General features: G+C 67.8%; 16 protein-coding genes and 2 pseudogenes. 8 read left to right on the top strand and 10 right to left on the bottom strand.

Annotation, left to right across the window (positions count from 1 at the left end):
- Positions 1–133: 133 nt before the first annotated feature.
- The gene (locus tag ACFW9Z_RS35660; RefSeq protein ID WP_384647796.1) at positions 134–976 is read right to left on the bottom strand and encodes an NAD(P)H-binding protein; all 843 of its coding nucleotides are present in this window, start codon (positions 974–976) and stop codon (positions 134–136) included.
- A 393-nt stretch (positions 977–1369) separates the two neighbouring features.
- Entirely contained in the window at positions 1370–2548 is a 1179-nt protein-coding gene (locus ACFW9Z_RS35665; RefSeq protein ID WP_384647798.1) for an acyl-CoA dehydrogenase, read from the bottom strand.
- 374 nt (positions 2549–2922) lie between these two features.
- On the opposite strand from ACFW9Z_RS35665, the gene ACFW9Z_RS35670 reads away from it, so the two are divergent.
- Positions 2923–3324: a DUF6188 family protein gene (locus ACFW9Z_RS35670; RefSeq protein WP_384647800.1), complete on the top strand. Its 402-nt coding sequence runs from the start codon at positions 2923–2925 to the stop codon at positions 3322–3324.
- Between the two features lie 3 nt (positions 3325–3327).
- Here the strand turns inward: ACFW9Z_RS35670 and ACFW9Z_RS35675 are convergent, their stop codons facing one another.
- Positions 3328–3795, bottom strand: coding sequence for a hypothetical protein (locus tag ACFW9Z_RS35675; protein ID WP_384647803.1), 468 nt, complete (start codon positions 3793–3795; stop codon positions 3328–3330).
- 79 nt (positions 3796–3874) lie between these two features.
- On the opposite strand from ACFW9Z_RS35675, the gene ACFW9Z_RS35680 reads away from it, so the two are divergent.
- Positions 3875–5137 (top strand): hypothetical protein, encoded by a 1263-nt coding sequence (locus ACFW9Z_RS35680; protein WP_384647806.1) that lies wholly within the window; start codon positions 3875–3877, stop codon positions 5135–5137.
- Between the two features lie 1416 nt (positions 5138–6553).
- The gene (locus ACFW9Z_RS35685) at positions 6554–7225 is read left to right on the top strand and encodes a DUF5959 family protein (protein ID WP_384647842.1); all 672 of its coding nucleotides are present in this window, start codon (positions 6554–6556) and stop codon (positions 7223–7225) included.
- 23 nt (positions 7226–7248) lie between these two features.
- On the opposite strand, the gene ACFW9Z_RS35690 is transcribed toward ACFW9Z_RS35685, so the two are convergent.
- Positions 7249–8124, bottom strand: coding sequence for a GNAT family N-acetyltransferase (locus ACFW9Z_RS35690; protein WP_384647808.1), 876 nt, complete (start codon positions 8122–8124; stop codon positions 7249–7251).
- A gap of 811 nt (positions 8125–8935) precedes the next feature.
- Here ACFW9Z_RS35690 and ACFW9Z_RS35695 point away from each other — a divergent pair.
- A complete protein-coding gene (locus ACFW9Z_RS35695; protein ID WP_384647810.1) occupies positions 8936–9889 on the top strand; it encodes a hypothetical protein in 954 nt (317 codons plus the stop codon).
- Between the two features lie 50 nt (positions 9890–9939).
- Here ACFW9Z_RS35695 and ACFW9Z_RS35700 read toward each other — a convergent pair.
- The 3 genes and pseudogenes from ACFW9Z_RS35700 to ACFW9Z_RS35710 form a co-directional block, all read right to left on the bottom strand.
- Positions 9940–10743 (bottom strand): annotated as a pseudogene (locus ACFW9Z_RS35700) (ATP-binding protein).
- 493 nt (positions 10744–11236) lie between these two features.
- On the bottom strand, positions 11237–12670 hold the full coding sequence (locus ACFW9Z_RS35705) for an MFS transporter (protein WP_384647813.1): 1434 nt from the start codon (positions 12668–12670) through the stop codon (positions 11237–11239).
- Between the two features lie 50 nt (positions 12671–12720).
- On the bottom strand, positions 12721–13083 hold the full coding sequence (locus tag ACFW9Z_RS35710) for a hypothetical protein (RefSeq protein WP_384647815.1): 363 nt from the start codon (positions 13081–13083) through the stop codon (positions 12721–12723).
- Between the two features lie 185 nt (positions 13084–13268).
- Here ACFW9Z_RS35710 and ACFW9Z_RS35715 point away from each other — a divergent pair, with 185 nt between their 5' ends.
- Positions 13269–13598, top strand: a complete 330-nt coding sequence (locus ACFW9Z_RS35715) for an antibiotic biosynthesis monooxygenase family protein (RefSeq protein ID WP_384647817.1) — start codon at positions 13269–13271, stop codon at positions 13596–13598.
- Positions 13599–13841: 243 nt separating this feature from the next.
- Here the strand turns inward: ACFW9Z_RS35715 and ACFW9Z_RS35720 are convergent, their stop codons facing one another.
- Both ACFW9Z_RS35720 and ACFW9Z_RS35725 read right to left on the bottom strand, forming a co-directional pair.
- Positions 13842–14384: a hypothetical protein gene (locus ACFW9Z_RS35720; protein WP_384647819.1), complete on the bottom strand. Its 543-nt coding sequence runs from the start codon at positions 14382–14384 to the stop codon at positions 13842–13844.
- A 30-nt stretch (positions 14385–14414) separates the two neighbouring features.
- Complete coding sequence (locus ACFW9Z_RS35725; RefSeq protein WP_384647821.1) at positions 14415–14630, bottom strand: hypothetical protein; 216 nt, start codon at positions 14628–14630, stop codon at positions 14415–14417.
- A gap of 812 nt (positions 14631–15442) precedes the next feature.
- Here ACFW9Z_RS35725 and ACFW9Z_RS35730 point away from each other — a divergent pair.
- The 3 genes and pseudogenes from ACFW9Z_RS35730 (at position 15443) to ACFW9Z_RS35740 (ending at position 17893) form a co-directional block, all read left to right on the top strand.
- Positions 15443–15661: a hypothetical protein gene (locus ACFW9Z_RS35730; protein WP_384647823.1), complete on the top strand. Its 219-nt coding sequence runs from the start codon at positions 15443–15445 to the stop codon at positions 15659–15661.
- A gap of 3 nt (positions 15662–15664) precedes the next feature.
- Positions 15665–15877, top strand: a pseudogene (locus ACFW9Z_RS35735) (helix-turn-helix domain-containing protein); the annotation flags it as partial.
- A gap of 372 nt (positions 15878–16249) precedes the next feature.
- Positions 16250–17893 carry a hypothetical protein gene (locus ACFW9Z_RS35740; protein WP_384647845.1) on the top strand — a complete coding sequence of 548 codons (1644 nt, stop codon included), beginning with the start codon at positions 16250–16252 and terminating at the stop codon, positions 17891–17893.
- 127 nt (positions 17894–18020) lie between these two features.
- On the opposite strand, the gene ACFW9Z_RS35745 is transcribed toward ACFW9Z_RS35740, so the two are convergent.
- Positions 18021–19004, bottom strand: a complete 984-nt coding sequence (locus ACFW9Z_RS35745; protein ID WP_384647826.1) for a sporulation protein — start codon at positions 19002–19004, stop codon at positions 18021–18023.
- Between the last annotated feature and the right edge of the window lie 623 nt (positions 19005–19627).

Raw genomic sequence — 19627 nt, forward strand, 5'->3', positions numbered from 1 at the left:
CCCACCCGATCACCGGTGGGTCCCTCCCCAGCAGCCGGCGCGCTGAAGACAAGGACCAGGCCGCCCGGGGCCGGCCGTTCCCGGCGGACCCAGGCGGCCTGGCAGCGTGGCGGCGTGGCGGCGTGGCGGGGGGTCAGGTGTTCCAGACGCCCCGCGCGGCGGCTTCCTTCACGAAGCCGGAGAAGTCCCGGGGCTCACGGCCCAGCACCTGCCGGACGGTATCGGTGGGAGTGGCGTTCTTGCTGTCACGGATCTGGGCGACGAGATCGGCGACGAACAGCGCGTAATCGGCGGGCACGTCGTAGCGCACGAGCTCGTCCACGTAGGCCTGGTGCTCCACGGGCACGTACCGGATGTCCCGGCCGGTGGCCCGGGCGATCTCCCCGACGGCCTCCTCCAGCGTCAGAGCCCGGGCCCCGCTCAGCTCATAGGTCTGCCCGGCATGCCCGTCCTCCAGCAGCGCCTCGACCGCGACCGCCGCGACATCCTCGGTGTCCACGAACGGCTCACGGCCCGACCCGGCGGGAAGAGCCACCTCCCCGGCCCGCACAGCATCCAGCAAAACCCCCTCGTCGAAGTTCTGGAAGAACCAGTTGGGCCGCAGCACCGTCCACTGGGCACCGGACTCCCGCACCGCACGCTCACCCGCGATCAGCGACTTGCCCCCCACCAGCTCGGTCACCCGGGCCTGGAGCAGCACCAGCCTGCGGACCCCGCCCGCCACCGCGAGCCGCGACAGCTCCCCCAGCGCGGCCTCCGCGTCCCACACACCGGGCTTGTCCTGCGCATCCACCAGATAAGCGGCATCAGCCCCCGCCAGCGCCGGCTCCCAGGTCTCCGGAGCCTCCCAGTCGAAACGCACCTCCCCCGACCGCCCGGCCGAACGAACAGTGACCCCGCGCTCCCGCAGCCGCCTCACAACACGGCGCCCGGTCTTTCCCCTGCCGCCAAGAACAAGAACGGTGGTATCGGTCATGACAATGAACCCTTTCTGCAAAAGGAATGACACAGAACCCAAGAAAGAAAAAGACAAAAAATCAAGAGAAGGAGGAAGAAGGAAGGAGACAAGAAAAAGAGAAGGGGGGCGTGCCGGGCCGCGCGGGGTGTACGACACAGGGGGCATACGGGACCGGGCACGGCGGGGGCAGGGGGTATACGGGACGGGCCGCCCGCAGCGGGACACGGAGGGGCAGGACGGGGATACGGGACCGGGGGCGGCGGGCGCAGGGCGTGGACGGGACGGGGCCGCCCACGGCGGGACACGGCGGGCCGGGACACAACGGGGCGGGGGCGAAACACAGTGGGGCGGGGGTGTACGGGACCGGGCCGCCCGCGGCGTGCGGGCGGCCCGGTCATCCGGAGCGGTGGATCACAGGAACGGGGTGTCGGGAGCGAGACCGAGGATGGCCCGCCCGTGCACTTCCTGGTTGGTGTTGTAGGCGAACAGGGCGTGCAGGGACAGGCCCCGGATGTCCCGGTGGTAGCGCTGGAAGGGCACATCACGCAGGATCACCGAGGCACCGCTGGCCTCGAACAGACCGTCAACGGCCTCCTTCGCGAGCTGGATCGCGAACGCCGCCCGGCCCCGCGCCTCACCCCGCTCCTCCACCGACGGGCTCGTACCGGCATCCGCGTGCTCCTGCAGCCGGCGCAGCCACCCCTCCTGGAGCGCCTCGGCCGCCGCGATCTTGTTCGCGGCGACAGCGACCTGGATCTGGGTGACCGGGGACTGGCTCTGGTCGCTCCAGGAGGTATAGGTGATCCCACGGCCCGGAAGCCGCTCCAGGAACAGCTCGTAGGCACCCCGGGCACTCCCGATCAGCGCCGAGGCGCCCTGCGCCATGAAGAACGGCACGAAGGCGTAGTTACGGCCGGTGGCACCGGTGTTGGACCGCTCACCGGTGCTCCCGCCGAGCACCTCGATCAGGCTGACCACACGGTGGGCCGGAACCCGCACATCCTGCGCGGTGACCGTGGAACTGCCCGTGCCCGCCCCGTAGGAGGCATGCCAGTCATCGGCGATGGCCAGCTCACTGAAGGGGACCAGAGCGGCGAACGGCGCCGGCGTCCCGTCCGGCCCCTCCAGCAGCGCCGACAACAGCCCCCAGTTCGCACCCCGGGCACCCGACATCCACTTCCACGAACCGCTCAGGGTGTAGAAACCCTCACCGGCCGTCAGCGTGCCCGACGGTGTGAACCCGGTGGAGACCCGGACCGCACCCCCCTCGTACACCTCCTCCTGAGCCCGGTCGGGAAACAGGCTCGGAACCCAGGACGATGACACCCAGATCATCGAGACCCAGCCGGTAGCGGTATCCGCACGGGCTATCTCACCCAGAATCCTGACCTGGTCGGCAACCGGCGCATCCAGACCGCCGAACCGCCGCGGGACCGCCAGGCGGTACACACCGGCCTTGTCGAGCAGCTCGACGTTCTCGTCCGGGATCCAGCGACGCTCCTCAGCCACCGGCCCGCTCCCACGCAGCGTCGGGACAAGGGCTGTCACCTCATCCAGCACCGCGGTAACAGCACTGTCGGTCGTGGTCATCCTGTCTCCTCAGAAAAGTTGGTTCGCCACAGCGACTAACGGCGCTCCCCTGAACATCCCCGGCGCCGACGGGCACCCCTCATCCTCCCGGGAACCAGCTCACACACAGGTAATCCCCCACTCCCCAAACCCCCCACCACCCCACTGACCCCCCGATTACCAAAAATGGGCACACACCAAAAACCACAGGCAGGAAAAACAGAGAAAGACACCAAAAAAGCCCGGCACACACACCACCCCGGGGCAGACAGCAGAACGCCCCGGGACACCACCCCACCCGGTGAGCAGACACGGCACCCCGCCCGCAGCCTGCCAAGAACTCGTAACGCGATCTTGTGCCGCAGCATGGCCGGCGGGGCTCGTAGTCTTGGCGCATGGACATCGGCATCAACCGCGGGGACGATGGCTGGGACATCAACGCGATGCGCGGGATCGGCATCGGAGAGGTGCTCATCGGCAACGTGCTGCGGCTTCACACCGGTACGAACTGCATCGAGGTTCACAGTCCCGCCGAACTGAGGACTGACCATGAAGCCGTGCCCGTCCACGCAGCCTCACGGACCAACCTCGACCGGCTGACGCAGCTGCTCGATCAGGTGATTGCCGAGGTTCACGCAGCCGATTCAGGTAGCCTGCGCTGCCGCTTCGCCAACGGATGGCGCCTCTACGTGCCCGTTTCCTCCGACGCCTACGGCTGGATCATCGGCCTGCGGGGCAGCTACTTCATCAGATCACTGCCCGGTGGTGGCGTGAGAATGCCCAGAGAATTCGCATGACGATCATGTGCGGGTCTTCTTGAGACGTCTCCAGCAGATCAGGCCGCAGGCGAGGGAGACGAAGGCGTCATGGAGTTCGGTGCGGCGTCCCCAGCGGACGGCAAGACGCTTGAAGTGGTGGAGGAGCGCGAAGGTCTGCTCGACGACGCAGCGGAGCTTGCCCATCCCTTTGATGTTCGGGCAGCCCTTGCATGAGATGACAGACAGGATCCGTCGCATGCGCAGCGCGTCGTGGACGGTGAAGACCGAGACCGAGCAGTCCTCCGCGGCCGGCTCGGAGCCGACTCCCAGACCACCGAAGAGGCCGCCGTTGTGGGTGAGCCATTCCAGGGTGGCGCGTTGAGCGGCGGTGAGGTTGAGGGTGCAGACGGGGCGGGCCGCCGACCGGTAGCTGGTGGTGGTCGCACCCTGGCCTCCTGGACGAAGCGCCGCATTGCCGGTGGTGGCTACTAACCTTGCCCCGGTGAACATTGATGATCTTGAGTGGCAGGCGGACCGGACCAGAGGGGTCCCTCCGCAGGTGGTGGACACTCTTCTTGAGTACGGGCACGTGGACCTGGTGGTCCGGGCAGCAGCCGAGCGCAGTGACTGGTTCTGCGCGCAGGGCGCCGTACGCGTGCTGCAAGCGGCGGGTGAGTTCGAGCGGGCGTGGGCGGTGATGAAGCCGTTCACGGAGACCGGCTGGCTGCCCGCCGTATCGGCAGGTGCGGACATTCTGCTCGCGTGGGGCCGGGTGGAGGAGGCACTGACGCTGACCCGTCCCGCAGGGGAGGAGCCGTCGGCGGGCGTGTGCGAGGTCCACGCCGAAACCCTGGTGAAGTGCGGGCGTGTCGACGAGGCGATCACGTTTCTCGAACCACATCTGCGGGACCGGTGGACGATGCGCCGCCTGGTCACGATGACGGAGGGACAGGGAAGGGACGCCCGTGTGCTGAAGCTCCTGGTGCCGCTTGCCGACGAGGCACGCCGCCACCAGAGGCAGGGCCGCCCCCACCCTCTCTGGGAGGCGCTGGACCTTCAGACGGAGGTCCTTGAGCGGTCAGGGCAGGTCGAGGAGGCGATCCGGGTACTCGGCGACGATGTGGCCGCGCGCCGGTACGGCCCGCAGAACACCGTCCAGTCCTACACACAGCTCCTCGCCCGGCACGGACGGGTCGAGGAACTGGAGCAAGCGGCCACCGGCGGGCATGCACGCGAAGCCTTCCGGCCTTTGATAAAAGCATTCACGGCGGCGGGACGCGCGCAGGATGCAGAAGAGGCCCTGCGCAGGCACATCGCCACCGCCGAGTATCCGCGCAACGAGCAGTGGTTCCTCATAGAGTTCCTTGTCGGGCAGGGACGCTTCGAGGAAGCCATCACAGCAGGACGGCCCACCTTCGAAGCCCCGTGGGAGAGCTCCCTGCAAGGAATAGTGTTGCTGCTCGCTGAGAACGGGCTTCACGACCGGGCGCTGCAACTCCTGGACGAGTGCAGCCCGGAGTTCATCGCGGAGCACGGAGACTGGATTCCGTCCAACCGGTGGTGGCTGATGGGAGAACTGGGACGCTGCCGCGAAGCCATCGCAGAAATTGAAGCCACGCCCGGACTGGACGCCGAGGAACGAGCCTGCACGATCGCCGGGCTGATGGCCCAGGACAGCCGGCTGGACGAAGCCATCAGCCTGCTCGCAGAACACCCTGGACACAACGCCACCACAGACCGCGCGCACCTGCTGGCACGCCGGAACCGCCCCACGGAAGCACTCGCCGCCATCCCCGGCGTTACCGCCCAGCGCAAGGAACAGGAACAGCGGTGGGGCCCCGGCAACAACTGAGAAGCCGGCGCGGAGGACAACAACGGCGCGAACAGCAAGGAAAGCAATAAGGGGCTGCCGGGGAGCCGCCGTTCCGGCCTCGCGCTCTCATGAAGTGGGCTCACCCCGGGCCTGGCAGGCATGTGGCTCCGGACGATCCGGTGGAAGTGACGGTGCACGACTCGCCATCGGCACAGACCGGCGACCTGCCCAGCAGGCCTGCCAGGGACCCTGGACCCGGCTCCCTGCCCGAACCATCCCACCTCAACCACCTGCCACCCAGACTTCCACTGCCACCGGCACCGGCGACTCCAGCAGGCTATGTGCGAAGGACCTGACACTCCAGGCACTCCGGGACACCGGCAGCAAAGAAGAGGAAAGGGAGACCGGCTTCCAGCACAACTGCCGGAAGCACAACCACGACCCGCCGATCCCCTGTACAGGGGTGTCCAGCATCGTCAGCGGTCCTCCCGGCAGAACCCCGGGAACAGCCCCCGGAACGGTCACTGCCGACGAGATCCTGCCGCACCCAGGCAGCCGCAGCCACGAGACCACCCGCCCAAACAGCACACCCACCCCTGACTGACTGCCGTGGCCTCCACGGCAACCTGAACGGCCCCCTCGGCCCGATGCCCGAGCAAGCTCCGAGCACAACAAGACCTGACCGTAGAGACTTCGGGCGGCCGGTACCGGACAAGCCGTGAGAGCTGTTCCGGAAGACGGCGCCACAGGCATCGTCACAGCCTCAGGGCCGATGGCCCGCATCAGCGTCACGACGCCGGCGGCCGGGAGACACTGACCGGCGATCGTGCCCGCAGCCGCACCGGACCACACCCGACAGCAACAACCGACACCCCCCTGTGGTATCCGCGCGAGACAGACCGGACCCACATCACCGACCGGCTACGGAAGAAGACTTCCCGCTCGTACAACAGCCACCGAGCCGGGCCACAGTCCTTCCACCATCAGCCGGGGGAGCCCCGCCACAACCGCCACCGCAGGCCCCCGCAGCCAGGAGCACTACCAGCCCCACACCGCCCAGGCCCACACCGATTCCCCCCGGCCAAGGCCAAGCCGGTGCCGGAGCCGGGGCCAAGACCGGAGCTGGGGCCAAGACCGGGGAAGAGCTGCCAGAGCTCCGGGCTTCGCGCCTTCGTCCAGGGCCGCCCGGACCTCCGGCGGCCCCCGGAACAGAACCGCCGGACCCCGTACACCCGATTCCCCGGCCGGCCGGAGAGATGCAGGTGCTCCACGAGACCGCCGACCAGGCCCCCCACATCCAGGGCCCCAGCGAACCCTGCCGTGGCCTCGCCAGAAGAGCTGTCCCGCAGATGCTCCACGAAAAGGGTCGCCCCGACCGGCGCACGGAGGAGAGGATCAAGGGCAATCCGGCCCATCGGGTGTCAAGAGGCAACTGTGGTCGACGACGTGCAGGCAGTGGAACTCTTCCGGTTCGCAGATCCAGGACAAAGCGCCACCGTCGAGACGAAATGCGGTGATCCGCTCCTGATGGAAGACCAACGGTTCCACGCAGCCGAGATCATCGTGGGGAGCGGCTTCGTCAGCGGGCGGGCCGGGCTGCAGGTGTCACTGGAAGACCTGGGCCAAGGGGAACAGTGCCTCGCCGCCCTCGAAGCCGGGGAAGGGACCGAGTGGCCGGCCGGCGGCCGTAGCGCCTGGCTGGGCATGGCCCCGGACGATCCGGTCGAGGTGACGGTGCACGACTCACCCTCGACACAGATCGCCGTACGCATACCGATCGATACCGGCCCCCAGCGGCTGCAGGAAAACCGGCTCCGACTGACCCGTACCCGGAAAGCAGCCACCCGGCGTGATCACCCTCGTGTGACCGGTGCGATCACCACGTCCGAACCGCCCAGGAACCCCCATTATGTTTTTCGCGGTCCAGCAATAGGACCGCCGGCCTCCGGGCCCGGCATGACTGTGTCCCCCTGTGTCCAGGACGGCCTCTTTTGGCCCAGGGGTAACGGGTTCTCTTGGCCCCGGGCGAGGAACGGATTGTTTTGGCCCCACCTGTCCGTTCCTGGTGGGAGTGAGCGGTTCCCCCGCTATCCGATCGGCGAAGTGATCGGGTCCCGGTCGTTCTGATTAATGGGATCCGGTCAGCGTCCTCAGTCGGTCGGTGTGCCGACATAGGTGTGGGTGCGGGTGTACGCGGTGAAGCCCATGGACTCGTACAGCCGCTTGGGGATGGGGTATGCGGCGTCGCCGCGCGAGTAGACGATGGCACGGTGGCCGCCGGCGTCGGCGAAGGCGTGCAGCACCGCGATGCAGGCGGCTCGGGCGAGGCCGAGGCGGCGGTGATCGGGGTGGGTGCCGACGGGTTCGAACTCACCGATTCCGTTGGTCGGGTCGTACCAGCCTTGGCAGTAGGCGACGACTTCCCCGGTGGGCGAGGCCACGATAAGATCGTGCTCGGGCCGGTAGGGCCAGGTGTCCCTCATGCGGGCGTGCCGTTCGGTGGTGATTCGGGTCGATCCGAAGGCGGCGCGGTGTGCTGCCGCCCGGCCTGCCACATCGGCATGGTCGCGCTGGGGGCGGATCGAGTAGCCGTCCGGCAGGTGCGGGATGTCCGGCAGGTCGGCGAAGGGGCGGCCAAGGCACGCCATGAACGGGCCGCCGTCGGTCCGTGTGTATCCGCGCTGCTCCAGCGCCTTGGTCAGGTGCGGTTCGGTCTCGGTGACGTCGATGCTCAGCGGGCCTGATGCCGTGTGTTCGGCCCAGGTGAGAACCTCTTGAGCCAGTTCCGGGTGCTCCGGGTCGACCTGGAGCATCAAGGTGTCGGGCAGTTCTAACCAGCCCCAGGCCAGCGTCTGGTCGCCCTGGGTCCAGACGGCTGTCGGGCACTGGTCGGCGCGGTCGAGGGCCAGGCACCAGTTCCAGGCGAGGTCGCCGATGTGGTGGTAGCCGGTTGCCGGAAAAGTTCGGGTGGCCAGGCTCTGCATGGCGCGCAGTGCTGCGGGTCCGGCGTGCTCATGTCGTTGCATGGCGCCATGCTGTCGAACCGGTTTTTGATCAAGCAACGGAGTATCGGGGTTGCGACCCGCGGGCCAGTCGCTCACATGGGCGTTTTGTGTCCCGTTCCTCCTGCTCAGTCCCGCCGGAACTGCACACTCGTCTGCCCCGGGACCACTTTGCACGGTTCGAGGTCGGCCCCAGCAGAACTGACAAAAGCCAGCTCGAAGGCACCTCATCAATTCAGATCTCTTGGGAACGAACACCATCTAGGAGTCGCCGAGGTGGGATGCACCCGTTCGGAGTAATGCCGGATTGACCCGGGTTCGCGGCCGGGATCACGCTGTGCGGGCTGCCGGCCGGCCGTGTCAGGAGGCCGGGTTTTGCACCGTGTTGAGTTGTTCGAGCGGATCCGTCGTGACCGCAGACAGGAACCGTGAACCCGGTTCGACCGGGTGCCACAGACCGGACACACGGCGCCGTCGGCAGTGCACTGCGCATCTACGCGCACTATCGCGATGCTCACGCCCACTGACAGCACCGCGACGTTCGCGATCGACGGGAACAACAACTCCTTCAGCCGGAGCAGGACCTCTTCCACGGCCCTGAACATTCAGCCCGGCTGCGCTGCCCAGGGATCATTTTCAGGCGACTTCACCCACAACTCGAAGAGGTCCAGCAGTCACCGAGAGCGGTCGCTCCACAGAAGTTGAGCCAGAGCCCGAGAAATGACGTCACCATGGTGTGGTGCCGCCTGAGTACGGCAGTGGCCGACCGCGCTCTTGATCATCGGTCGTTAGACTGCCGGGGTTCGGACGGTGGCGGTGAACCGGAAGGCCAACCATGGACGATGAACGCTGGGCCAGATGGCCCGAGCCGTGGGCAGGCACGAATGCCGACATGCGGACGGTCGTGGGCGCGATCCCGCGGGAGGTCAAGGACGGGTTCAAGTACGACGAGATCCCCTGGCGGAGGTTCCCGCACTTCCACGGACCGGGCGAGGAAGTTCCCGGTCGCCTCGGGACGCTCGCCTCCCCAGACGCCGAAGCCGCCGACCGGGCCTTGGAAGAACTGTGGGAACACCTCCATCATCAGGGCAGCACGATCGCGGTGGGAGCACTGGCAGTACCGTTCCTGCTCCGGATCGCAGCCACTGGACTTCCCGGGCTCCGGGCGAGCACCCTTCGCCTGGTCGCCGAGATCGGACGATGCCAGCACTTCGGGGACGGAACACGCGAAGGCCTTCTCCAGGTTGCCGAGGATCCGATGGAGGCCGAGGGCACCACAATGTGTCCGACAAACTGGACGATTCAGGCTGCCCGCAATGCCATCACGGACGACCTGCACCTTCTGCTCCCTCTTCTCCTCGACCCCGATCCCGATGTTCGCTCCGCGACCGCCTTCGTCCTGGCGACGGTGATCAGCGAGATCCAGCGCGTCTCCTCGGCCCTGCACCGCAGGCTGGCGGTGGAAAACGATCCTGTGGTCCAGGTGAGCTTGATCCTGGCCATCGCCCAGCTCGCCCGCGAACACCAGGATGAAAACGCCCTGGCGTGGGCCCGGGAGCTGTGGTCGGATCCCGACCGACCGCCCGAGATCCGCATCGGCGCCGGCATCGCCTGGCTGTGCCTGTCCGGCGATCCCGTCCCCGACGAGCTCCGAGCCCTCCTGACCGGCCCAAGTACCGACCGATACAGCGATCTGTTCCAGCGGGTGCCGTGGCTCGGCCCGGTCGACTCCAACAGCGGGCTGCGCCGCTGCATCCACGAAATGATCACACCGGATGCCCCCTACTGACGTGGTGGCCCTCCGCCCCTCCAGCGGAGGGCCACCAAAACCTTCAGCGGTCAGCCGACCCTGGCAGACACTTCGGTCCGCGCGCGGGTGCCCGCGAAGCGGCAGGAGCCGGTGCCGGTCTCGATGACGGTGCCGTTGAAGTTGAAGGTGAGGCGGTCGACGACGGCCGCGCAGAGGCGAGGGCCGGCGAAGGTCTTGGCCCAGCCGCCGAAGGACTCGATGGAGGCGATGGCGACGCTGTTCCTCTCCTCGCGTTCGGCCAGCACCTGGAAGAGGAGTCCGGCGCCATGGCGGTCGAATTACATGCAGCCGAGCCCGTCGATGCAGAGAAGATCGACGCGGCCGCAGCGGGCGACGGTCTTGTCCAGCTGCCTCCCGTCCGCGGCCTCGACCAGCTCGTTGACCAGCTTCGTGGCCAGCGTGCAGCGGACCCGGTAGCCCTTCACCGCGGCCCCGGTGCCCAGGGCGATGAGCAGGTGGGACTTGCCGGTGCCGGAGTCGCCGATCAGGCAGACCGGCTGGCTCTTCTTGATCCACTCGCAGCCGGCGAGGGTATGGACGGTGGCGGCGTCGGTGTTCGGGTTGGCGTCGAAACCGAAGGCCCGCAGGGACCTCTCCCGCGGAAAGCCCGCGGCCTTGACCCGTCGTTCCGAACGGCGCCCGGCCCGGTCGTCGCACTCGGCCATCAACAGCACGGCGAGAAAGCCGCAGTAGCTCATCTCGCCCTTGATCAACCGGTCGGCGATCTCGTCGGACTCATTGCGGATCGACGGAAACCGCAGCAGGCGGCAGACGGTGTCGATCGCGGCGCCGACGGCCTGCCCCGTCAAGCCTCGCCGGCGGAGCAGGACCACTGGGCTTCCCCCTCATGACGGCCGCCGCCGCTGGTGCAACGGCGTCGCAGCAGTTGACCGCAAAGGGTCACCGACGCCAACGGCCTGATGTCCCGGGGAGGAAGGAACGCCAGGCACCACCCGTGCAGCGACGTGACAATCGCCGACATCTCACCCGGCATCTGCGGAGCGGACGTCCCGACGACCGGCTCGCCCTCACCCCCGGCCAGAAGACAGCAGAACCAGGAACAGGAAGCCAGAGCCAGAACCCGAAGCAAAAAGGCAGGGGCAGGAAGCAGAAGCCAGGAGGCGGGAGGCAAGGGCAGGAGGCGGGGGCAGGGGCGGGGGCAGGAAGCAAGAGGCGGGAGGCAGAGGGCGGGTGGTGGGGGGCGGGTGGTGGGGGTGAGGTGGCGGGAGAGAAAAAAGGGGGGCGGGCACTGCCCGGCCCGTGGGGGGGCCAGGGCAGTGCCCGCTCGGCTGTACGCCGCCGGCACCGGCGGCGGAAAGGGGGCTGCTACCTCCCGGCCTCGACCCGCTCCGGCGTACCGGGGGCCTCCACCGGGGCCGGCTCCCCGGCCGAAGTCGCCCCGGCCCGGCTCCGCAGCCCGAAAGCACTGATGAACGCCGCCAGCAGAGCCGCGGCCAGCGGCACCGCGAACGCCGCCCGGTACCCCTCCAGCAGAGCCTGCGGCGACGAACCGTCCGTAGCCGCGATATTCACCGCCGCGACAGCCGACAGACCCAGCGCCGCACCGAACTGGAACGACGTGTACAGCAGACCACCGGCAACACCCTGCTCCTCCTCCGCGATCCCGTCGGTCGCCACGATCGTCAGCGGACCATAAGCCAGGGAGAACGCCAGACCCAGAAGGATCAGACTCGGGAACATCGCCATGTACGTCCAGTCCGCACCCACCGGCAGGAACAACGCATACGACAACGACGCCAGCAGCAGACCACCGAAAATCACCCGCGCGTTACCGAACCTCGCCACCAGACGCGGCGTCAGCGTCGGCGAGAGAATCGCATCCACACCGATCACGATCAACGCGAAACTCGTCTGCAGCGTCGACCAGCCACGCAGCTCCTGCAAATACAGCACCGCGATGAACTGGAACCCGAAGAAACCAGCCGCGAACAACAGCCCCGCCAGATTCGCCCGGACCAGCGACCCATTACGGAAAATACCCAGCCGGACCAGCGGCGACGACGACTTCCGCTCCACCGCGACAAACACCAGGAAGAGCAGCACACTCACCCCGATCGTCCCGGCCGTCCACACACCCGACACATGCGTCGCCCGCTCCACACCGAACACCAGCAGCAGAATACCGGCCGTCACACTGATCGCACCCGCCAGATCAACACCCTGACCACCCCGGTCCGGACGCGCCGACCGCGGAATCAGAACAACCGCCGCGACCAGAATCACCAAACTCATGATCACCGGAGCGAAGAACACCCACCGCCAGTTGATCGCCGCGAGCAGACCACCCACGACCAGACCGATCGAGAACCCACCCGCAGCCGTCCCCGAATACACCAGCAACGCCTTGTTCCGCTGCGGACCCTCATCAAAACTCGTCGTGATGATCGACAGCCCCGCCGGCGTCATGAACGCCGCCGCGACACCCGTCACGAAACGCGCCACGATCAGCATCCAGCCCTCAGTCGCGAACCCACCCAGACCCGAGAACAGCAGGAACACCACCAGCCAGAACACAAACATCTGCCGACGCCCGAACAGATCCGCCGCCCGACCACCCAGCAGCATAAACCCGCCATACCCCAGCACATAGGCACTCATCACCCACTGAAGCATCCCCGTCGACATATCCAGATCCTCACGGATCGACGGCAACGCCACATTCAGCATCGCCACATCGATACCCTCAAGGAAAATCGCCCCACACAAAACAAACAACACACCCCAAGCGCGCCCACTCATACGCTCAGCACCCGAAACCGACGACCGACCAGACACACCAAACAACTCCCTCAAACCGAAACCAACACGACACGACACGAAACCGGCAGACACGAAACCAGCACGACACGACACAACGCCCAGCACCACAAACAGCCAGCCGCCAGCCAGCCGGCCAGGAAACAAACCACCAGCACAAAACCCACCAGCAGCAGAAACCCAACCAGCAAACAAACCACCAGCACAGCGACAGCGCTCAGCCAGCCAGCCAGAAACCCACCCACACGGAAACAGCCAGCACAGAACCAACCACAACCCTCACCACAACCGATTGAAAACCCCTTGAAACCCACGTGAAAACCCACCACACCGCGCCAACCCACCACACCAACCCACCACCACACCAACCCACCACCACCACGCCAACCCACCACACCAACCCACCGCGCCGGCCAACCACCACCCCACCCACCCAGCCCGCACACCCCCATCATCCCCACCACCCCACCCCCACGGAAGAACGCACTCCCAAGTCACCCAGGCACCCCACAGAAACCAAACCCACCAAACCCAGGGGCCGCTGCCCCTCCGGTCGGGCGTCGTACGGCAGGATGAGGCCATGAGCGTAGTCAAGATCAATGTGCTGACCGTCCCTCAGGAACAACGCGAGACGCTCGAGAAGCGCTTCGCCTCCCGGGCCCACGCCGTCGAGAGCTCCGACGGATTCGAGTGGTTCGAGCTCCTCCGCCCCATCGAAGGCACGGACGACTACCTCGTCTACACGCGCTGGCGTGACGAGGCGTCCTTCCAGGCCTGGATGGAGGGTCCGATGAAGGCGGCCCACCAGGGCGGCGGCGACACCGGCGGCGAGCGTCCCAAGCCTGCAGCCAGTGGGTCCACCGTGTGGTCCTTCGAAGTCGTACAGCAGGCCGGACCCGTCGGCGCGTAGCCGACGTCGTACGAACCACCCGGGCGCATGAGACGGCCGGTACCGCTCCTGCCTCGGTGGGGGGGGGTGGACTGTGCGGATGTCCAAGGAAAAGGAACAGGCATCAGTCGCAGGCGGCCCTGCCTAGCTCCGCTCACTCACCCACGCACACGTCAGCCCGGCAGACAGCAGCTGCCGGGCTGACGTGTGTTTCTGTTCGGCGGTCGGCACAAGGGGGGCCAAGGGTCGGTCCGGAGACCTGGGTCAGACGGTCTCACGTACCGCGTGCGCGGCCAGGTTCTCCTCAGCTGTGTCCGCCCGACGCGCGGGCGCGTCGGCTTCAGCCTCCGCGATCCAGGCGTCCAGTTGCTCCCGGGTGGTTTTGGGGTCGGCGATCAGCACGCCCAGGTCGTCGCCCTCGACGACGGTGGTCGCCAGGGCCGGGCAGCGGCGGCAGCCGTCCACACCGACCTGTACCCACCACTTGCAGTGGGTTCGCAGATGGCACCGCGGCACGTTCCGGCTCTCGTCCGCCGGCGTCGCCGCCACTCGCTCCACCAGGGTGCAGTCATTGCCCCTACGGTGCAGGCAGTTGCTGACGCAGTGCGACGCGAAGCGCAGTACCCGGGTCGGCTCGACATCCTTCGGGATGACCGGGAGGACGTCCCGGGCCGGTACGGGATCGGCGAGGTACACGACCTCCCCGCCCTGCCCGGAGCGCACGCCCAGTACCACCGACTCCGGTGCGTCGGCCTTTCCGCTCGGGCACCATGTTCTGCTTGTCTCGGAACGGTCCGCGGTGCTCATCTCTACCTCCTCGTCAGTCCGGTGGGACTGCTACACGATCTGGCCGGCACAGACCGGAAGGCAGGCCGCCGACGTTCGCTCCTGCCCGATCGCCTTGGCAAGGTGCGTCTGCAGCTGCGCCGAGGTGATCTGCTGGGGCTTGGGCGCCGGCTGTGCGGCCGCGGTGCCTGCTCCGCCGAGAACGAGCGCGGCAGCCGCGACGGCTGCCGCGGTGCCCCCGACAGAGGGGCGACTCGTGTGCTTCATGTTGAACCTCCTGGATCGGCTTGCGGGGAAGGGGTGTACCGGCACGCTAGGACGTCTCGACGACCGCCACCGGCAGTTCGGGCGGCGGATTCGGCGGCAGACCGGCACCTCGTCGCGGAGCATGAAGGCGTACCGCGCGAACCTCAGTACGGCCGGGACTTCCCCTTGCTCTATGGCCTGGGGCCCCTGGGAGCCGTTCCGATCTCCTGGAGCACGGGGCGCTGTCGGCGCTGTCGGCGCTATCAGCGCTGTCGTTCGGCCGATCCCGCCGAGGAGGTCGGCCGGGCGACCCCGGACCCAGGGAGCAGAGAGGGAGAGGCGATCCGAACGGCAGCGGTCTCTTCCGTCGCGCCTTGCAGTGGTGACGTAAAAGGCGAGGGGCGGGGACCGCGCCAACAGTCCCCACCGTGTACCTCGTGGAAGCCGGACCATCGGGCTCCAGAGGAGGCGGAGATCTTCAGAGATCCGGCCTCGTGTGGAGTATGCGCCCCCGAGGAGTTGTTCATAGCGGGTTCTTCTTCATGAACCGGTTTCCCCTGGACCAGCCTTGGTGACCTGCACGGATGCGGTCCCGAAGGGTTTGTTCATGCACATCCGGAGGCGGCGGCTATTAGTTCAAGGTGGCGCATTTATCGGGCATTTGGTGCGTATGGCCTGACTGAAGGGCGGTTCGAGGCCTATCCGGGGTGGGCAGATTCCCAAGGCATCCAGAGAGCCGAGGAAAGCCGACTCCAGGCCGGTAGCGCCAACTACTGCTCGGCAGGGATGCGCTTGTTCCCAGTCCGGACCGTCGCGCTCATGGAGGGATCCTCATGTTGTCACCCGCCCGCGCCTGCGTGTGGCCCATCGGGCTGCCGTCAGCCGTTTCCGTCAAAGTCGTCGTGATCATCGTGGTCGCCCTGGTGACCTCGGTACTGACCGCACTCGGCTCCAGCCCTTCCACCGCCCTGGCCGTGATCGTCATGGTCACCACCACCGCACTCGACATATCCCGCCGGATCACCGCTTCCGACGACAAGAGGCGGCGGTAGGAGGTGGCTCAGAAGCGCCGTGGACGCCCGGAGCGTCCGGTCACCAGCAGCGTTCCGGCGCTCGCGGAGCTCGCGCACCAGTTGCGCGAGCTCCGTCGCCGCGCTGGCCTGACCCTGGACGAACTCGCTCGGGCCACGTACCGCAGCAAGGCCGCCCTCAGCGCGGCCACCAGCGGGCGCACCCTGCCGAAATGGGAGCTGGTCGAGAGCTGGGTGACGGTGTGCGCGCCCGGGGCCGACCTGGTCGTGTGGCAACGCAGGCACCGGGAGGCGCAGTTGCAGTACGACGCCGCACGAGCCAGGAATCGGCCGACTGCCGCATCCGCCGTTGAAAATCCCTTTGAAGATCCCATCGCAGAACCTGGTGAAGATCCTGGTACAGATCCCGTCGCAGAACCTAGTGGAGAACCTGGTGGAGATCCCCAGGCAGCGCTCGGTACGCCTCAGGTGTCCCGACGGCCGGAACCGTCTCCTGCACCTGACGCTGAAAGCGCCCCGGCCACCCCGAGCATTCTGGAGCTCGACGGCTGGCGCACGCTCGCACCCGATGCGCGGGCGTGGTCGGCCGCGGCGCACCCTGCTCCGCTGATGATCCGCTACGAGACAGTGGGCAGCGATCTCACCGACACCGCCGATGACGTCGCCCTGACGGGCCATTACGGGGCGATCGGGGAGATCTTCCGCCTCTCCAGCGCTCGCTGCATGCTCATCCTCGGCCCGGCGGGCAGCGGCAAGACGCAACTCGCACGCAACTTGGGCATGTGCCTGCTGAGTTCCGGCGGGCAGCGGCAGACCGGTGCCGTTCCCGTACTGCTCTCGCTGCGGGGCTGGCGCGGGGCTCTCGGGCTGGACGGCCTTCTCGCGTTCATGGCCCGGTCCCTGACCGGCTCGTCCGCACCGGAAGTGCGGGCACTCCTGGGGCGGGGGGAGTTACTCCCTCTGTTCGACGACTTCGACAGTCTGCCGCCGCGCGACCGAATCTCCGCGCTTCAGGCACTGAACCTCCTGGCCCAGCTCGCATCGTTCGTGCTGATCAGCAAGGAGGACGCGTACAGCGATACCGTGGTGGAGTCCGACATGGTGATCACCGGCAGCGCCGGTGTCAGGCTCTGCCCTCTCGCCCCACGGGATCTCGACGGCTGGATCCAGCGGGGCAAACGGTCCTCGTCGAAGACCCAGGCATGGCGGTCCGTCTTCGACCATCTGTCCGCTCATCCGGAGGCTCCTGCCGCCACCGTTCTCGCCGACCCCCTGCTCGCCGGTGCAGCCCGGCTTCTCTACACGGACGGCAGGGCCAGCCCCGGCGAACTGATCGCTCCCGACGCCACGGAGGAAGGGCTCGAACGGCGCCTGGTGACCTACCTGGTCAACACGCACATCCCCCGGCACCGGCTGCGGACCAGCCACCACGGGCAGTCCCCCGGCGCGGCCCGCCATCAGCATCTGGCTCTGTCCATGCTCGCCTCCCGGCAGAACGACCTGTCGGAACGCGTCAGCACCCGCTCCTCCTTCTATCCGACCCCTCGGCCGGGCAGTCGGCAGGCCCTGGCCACCGCGTTCCTGCTCTTCCTGATCTTCTTCGGGCTCGCACTCGTCTCCGCTCCCCCGAACGACCCGTACCCCGGAACCGAATCGGAGATCCAGTCGGGCGGCTTCCTCCTGGCCGTGACCGTCGGCTGCTTCTCCTACGTCAGGCTGCAACGCGCCGGCCAGGGCTCGTGGTTGCCGCGACGAACCGTGCTGGCGACCGTCATCCCCAGCAGGGCCGCGCTGGTCTCGTTCGTGCTCTGCCCGGCGGGTCTGGTGACGGTGGCCGAACACCCCTCGGCAGGGGCCATCTCCGGCTTCCTCCTGTTCACCGGCGGATGCGGAGGCTTCGTCTGGGTACAGGCGCGCTGGGGCAGCCGCAGCAGCACAGGACGCAGCCTGGTCGAAGGGGTCTTGTGTTACGTGATCCTGTTCTCCGGCCTGCTGGGCGACGGCTCTTTGGCCCTGCACCTGCTCGGCTTCCTGCTGATGGCGACGACGAGCATCCACTGGCGGTGGCTCCGGGCAGCAGTGGGCTCGCACTTCAACTGGCTCCCCCTCACTCCCGGCCGGCTGCAATCGGCCGTGGCCGTAGCCGCTCAGCAGGGCATCATCCACTGTGACGCCCACAGCTACACGTTCACCCACCACGCGCTCCTGCGCTTCTTCCAGGCCGCTCCCGACCTCAACCCGGTCCAGCACTAGGTTTTCCTGGCCGCCGCCTTCCGGCCGAACCGCGCCGAACCACGCCGACCCGCGTCAACCCCGCATCCCCGAGGGGCCCTCCGAGAAGGGCCCCTCCATGCTGAGCCGTGTCGCGCCGAGCCGAGGGTCACCCCTCCTCGTCGCCCTCCCCGTCCTCGTCGCCCTCGAAGGCGTCGCCGATCTCGTCGATCACTTCGGCGGCGACCATCCCACCGACCACTCCGACCGCCACCCCTGCCGCGACTCCCGCCACCACCGCCCCGGCACCGGGGCCCGAGCGACGGTGTCCGTCGTCGTGGTGACCATCCTGCGCGTACGGGTACGGCGCCGCGTGGGCCGCGTGGGCACCGGTCACCTGCCGCAGCCAGGCATCGACCTCGGCGCTGCGGTCGAGCTGCGGCACGGCGTCGTGCGAGGTCGTGAAGCGGTGCACCGTGTCGTGGCCCTCGGAGAAGTGCCCGGCCCGCTTGTCGGCCTCGATCACGACCTCCAGACCGCTCGGTGAGGCGAGGAACGTCACCTCGATCTCGTTCACGGCGTGGGCGTGACCGGCGGGCGGCACGATCTCGATCTCCTGGTAGCAGGGCAACTGCTGACCGGTCCCCCGGATGTGGCCGAGCTCCAGATCGGCCGACTTGAAGCCGTAACCGAGCTGTCCGAAGGCCTCCAGGACCGCTTCCTGGACCGGCAGCGGGGCCACGGCGAGCGCGTCCAGGTCGCCCTTGTCCCGCGCTCCGGCCACCTCCAGCTCCGTCCGGATCCCGAGCACGGGGCCCAGGGGCTGGCCGTGGAGCTCCGTGACCGGGGTCTCCCAGGGGAGGGTGACGGTGAACGGTACGGCGTGCTCGGCGCCCTCCGTGAGCCGGAATCCGCCGCCGACGGTGAACCGTTCGAGGACGACCGTGTCCTCGTGCTCCTCGTCATGGGCTTCCACCTCGACCCGTGCCACCAGGAGGAGGGAGATGCGTTCGACCGTCACGTCGCTCCCGCCGCCGCGCAGGCGGACCTCGCCGGAGAGCGGGCCGCCCGGAAGGGCCGGACCGGGCTGCAGAACGGTGTCGACCGAGGGGCCGCCGACACCGAGGGCTCCGAGCAACTTCTTGAACACCATGTCCGGCGTCCACTCCTTCTCTGGATGGGTAACTGGATGGGCCTGGATGGGCCTGGATCGGCAGAGGGAATCCTCTGGATCTGGCTGGATGCTGGATGGTGGGATCGAGGAGGGTGGCGGCCGAAGGTTCGGACCCGGTCCACATTGACCGGAATCCATCACCTTCCGGCAGGGATCACCCTCATCTCCCGGCAGGTACGGCCCTCGCCTGCCGGCGTGAATCACGTTCGGCGAACGCGTCCGCCGGATATCGCCCGGGCGTGACACGCGAAGGCGTGCATGCCGTAGGTGCCGCCCGGTCCGGTGCTCTCCACCGGCGCCTCCCGTCGTCCGTGCTCCGTCTCGACTCCATCTCGCCCGGCAAACTGCCCGGGGAGGCGAAGCGGTTCCCGGAGCCGGGCCGCAGGTGTGTAGTTCCGGCCACTCCGATCGGTTCGTCAGGCCACTCCGAATCAGTTGTCAGGATGGAAGGCACCTGTTCAGAGCCCCGCCCGGCTGACACGCGCTGTGATGCGCACCACTCCCCATTGCTTTGCGGTCCCTTTACTATCAACGGGGCGGGTTTTCCCCGCCCCTCAACGTCGAGCCCGACGACCCGAACAGAGAAGGAGCTGCGGTACCGC

The sequence above is a fragment of the Streptomyces sp. NPDC059452 genome (assembly GCF_042750035.1).
In the GTDB taxonomy this organism is placed as follows: domain Bacteria; phylum Actinomycetota; class Actinomycetes; order Streptomycetales; family Streptomycetaceae; genus Streptomyces.

Excerpts from the sequence above, each read along its gene's own strand:
- ACFW9Z_RS35660 (WP_384647796.1), bottom strand. The coding sequence starts at position 976 with ATGACCGATACCACCGTTCTTGTTCTTGGCGGCAGGGGAAAGACCGGG.
- ACFW9Z_RS35665 (WP_384647798.1), bottom strand. The coding sequence starts at position 2,548 with ATGACCACGACCGACAGTGCTGTTACCGCGGTGCTGGATGAGGTGACA.
- ACFW9Z_RS35670 (WP_384647800.1), top strand. The coding sequence starts at position 2,923 with ATGGACATCGGCATCAACCGCGGGGACGATGGCTGGGACATCAACGCG.
- ACFW9Z_RS35675 (WP_384647803.1), bottom strand. The coding sequence starts at position 3,795 with ATGTTCACCGGGGCAAGGTTAGTAGCCACCACCGGCAATGCGGCGCTT.
- ACFW9Z_RS35690 (WP_384647808.1), bottom strand. The coding sequence starts at position 8,124 with ATGCAACGACATGAGCACGCCGGACCCGCAGCACTGCGCGCCATGCAG.
- ACFW9Z_RS35695 (WP_384647810.1), top strand. The coding sequence starts at position 8,936 with ATGGACGATGAACGCTGGGCCAGATGGCCCGAGCCGTGGGCAGGCACG.
- ACFW9Z_RS35705 (WP_384647813.1), bottom strand. The coding sequence starts at position 12,670 with ATGAGTGGGCGCGCTTGGGGTGTGTTGTTTGTTTTGTGTGGGGCGATT.
- ACFW9Z_RS35715 (WP_384647817.1), top strand. The coding sequence starts at position 13,269 with ATGAGCGTAGTCAAGATCAATGTGCTGACCGTCCCTCAGGAACAACGC.
- ACFW9Z_RS35720 (WP_384647819.1), bottom strand. The coding sequence starts at position 14,384 with ATGAGCACCGCGGACCGTTCCGAGACAAGCAGAACATGGTGCCCGAGC.
- ACFW9Z_RS35725 (WP_384647821.1), bottom strand. The coding sequence starts at position 14,630 with ATGAAGCACACGAGTCGCCCCTCTGTCGGGGGCACCGCGGCAGCCGTC.
- ACFW9Z_RS35730 (WP_384647823.1), top strand. The coding sequence starts at position 15,443 with ATGTTGTCACCCGCCCGCGCCTGCGTGTGGCCCATCGGGCTGCCGTCA.
- ACFW9Z_RS35740 (WP_384647845.1), top strand. The coding sequence starts at position 16,250 with ATGATCCGCTACGAGACAGTGGGCAGCGATCTCACCGACACCGCCGAT.
- ACFW9Z_RS35745 (WP_384647826.1), bottom strand. The coding sequence starts at position 19,004 with ATGGTGTTCAAGAAGTTGCTCGGAGCCCTCGGTGTCGGCGGCCCCTCG.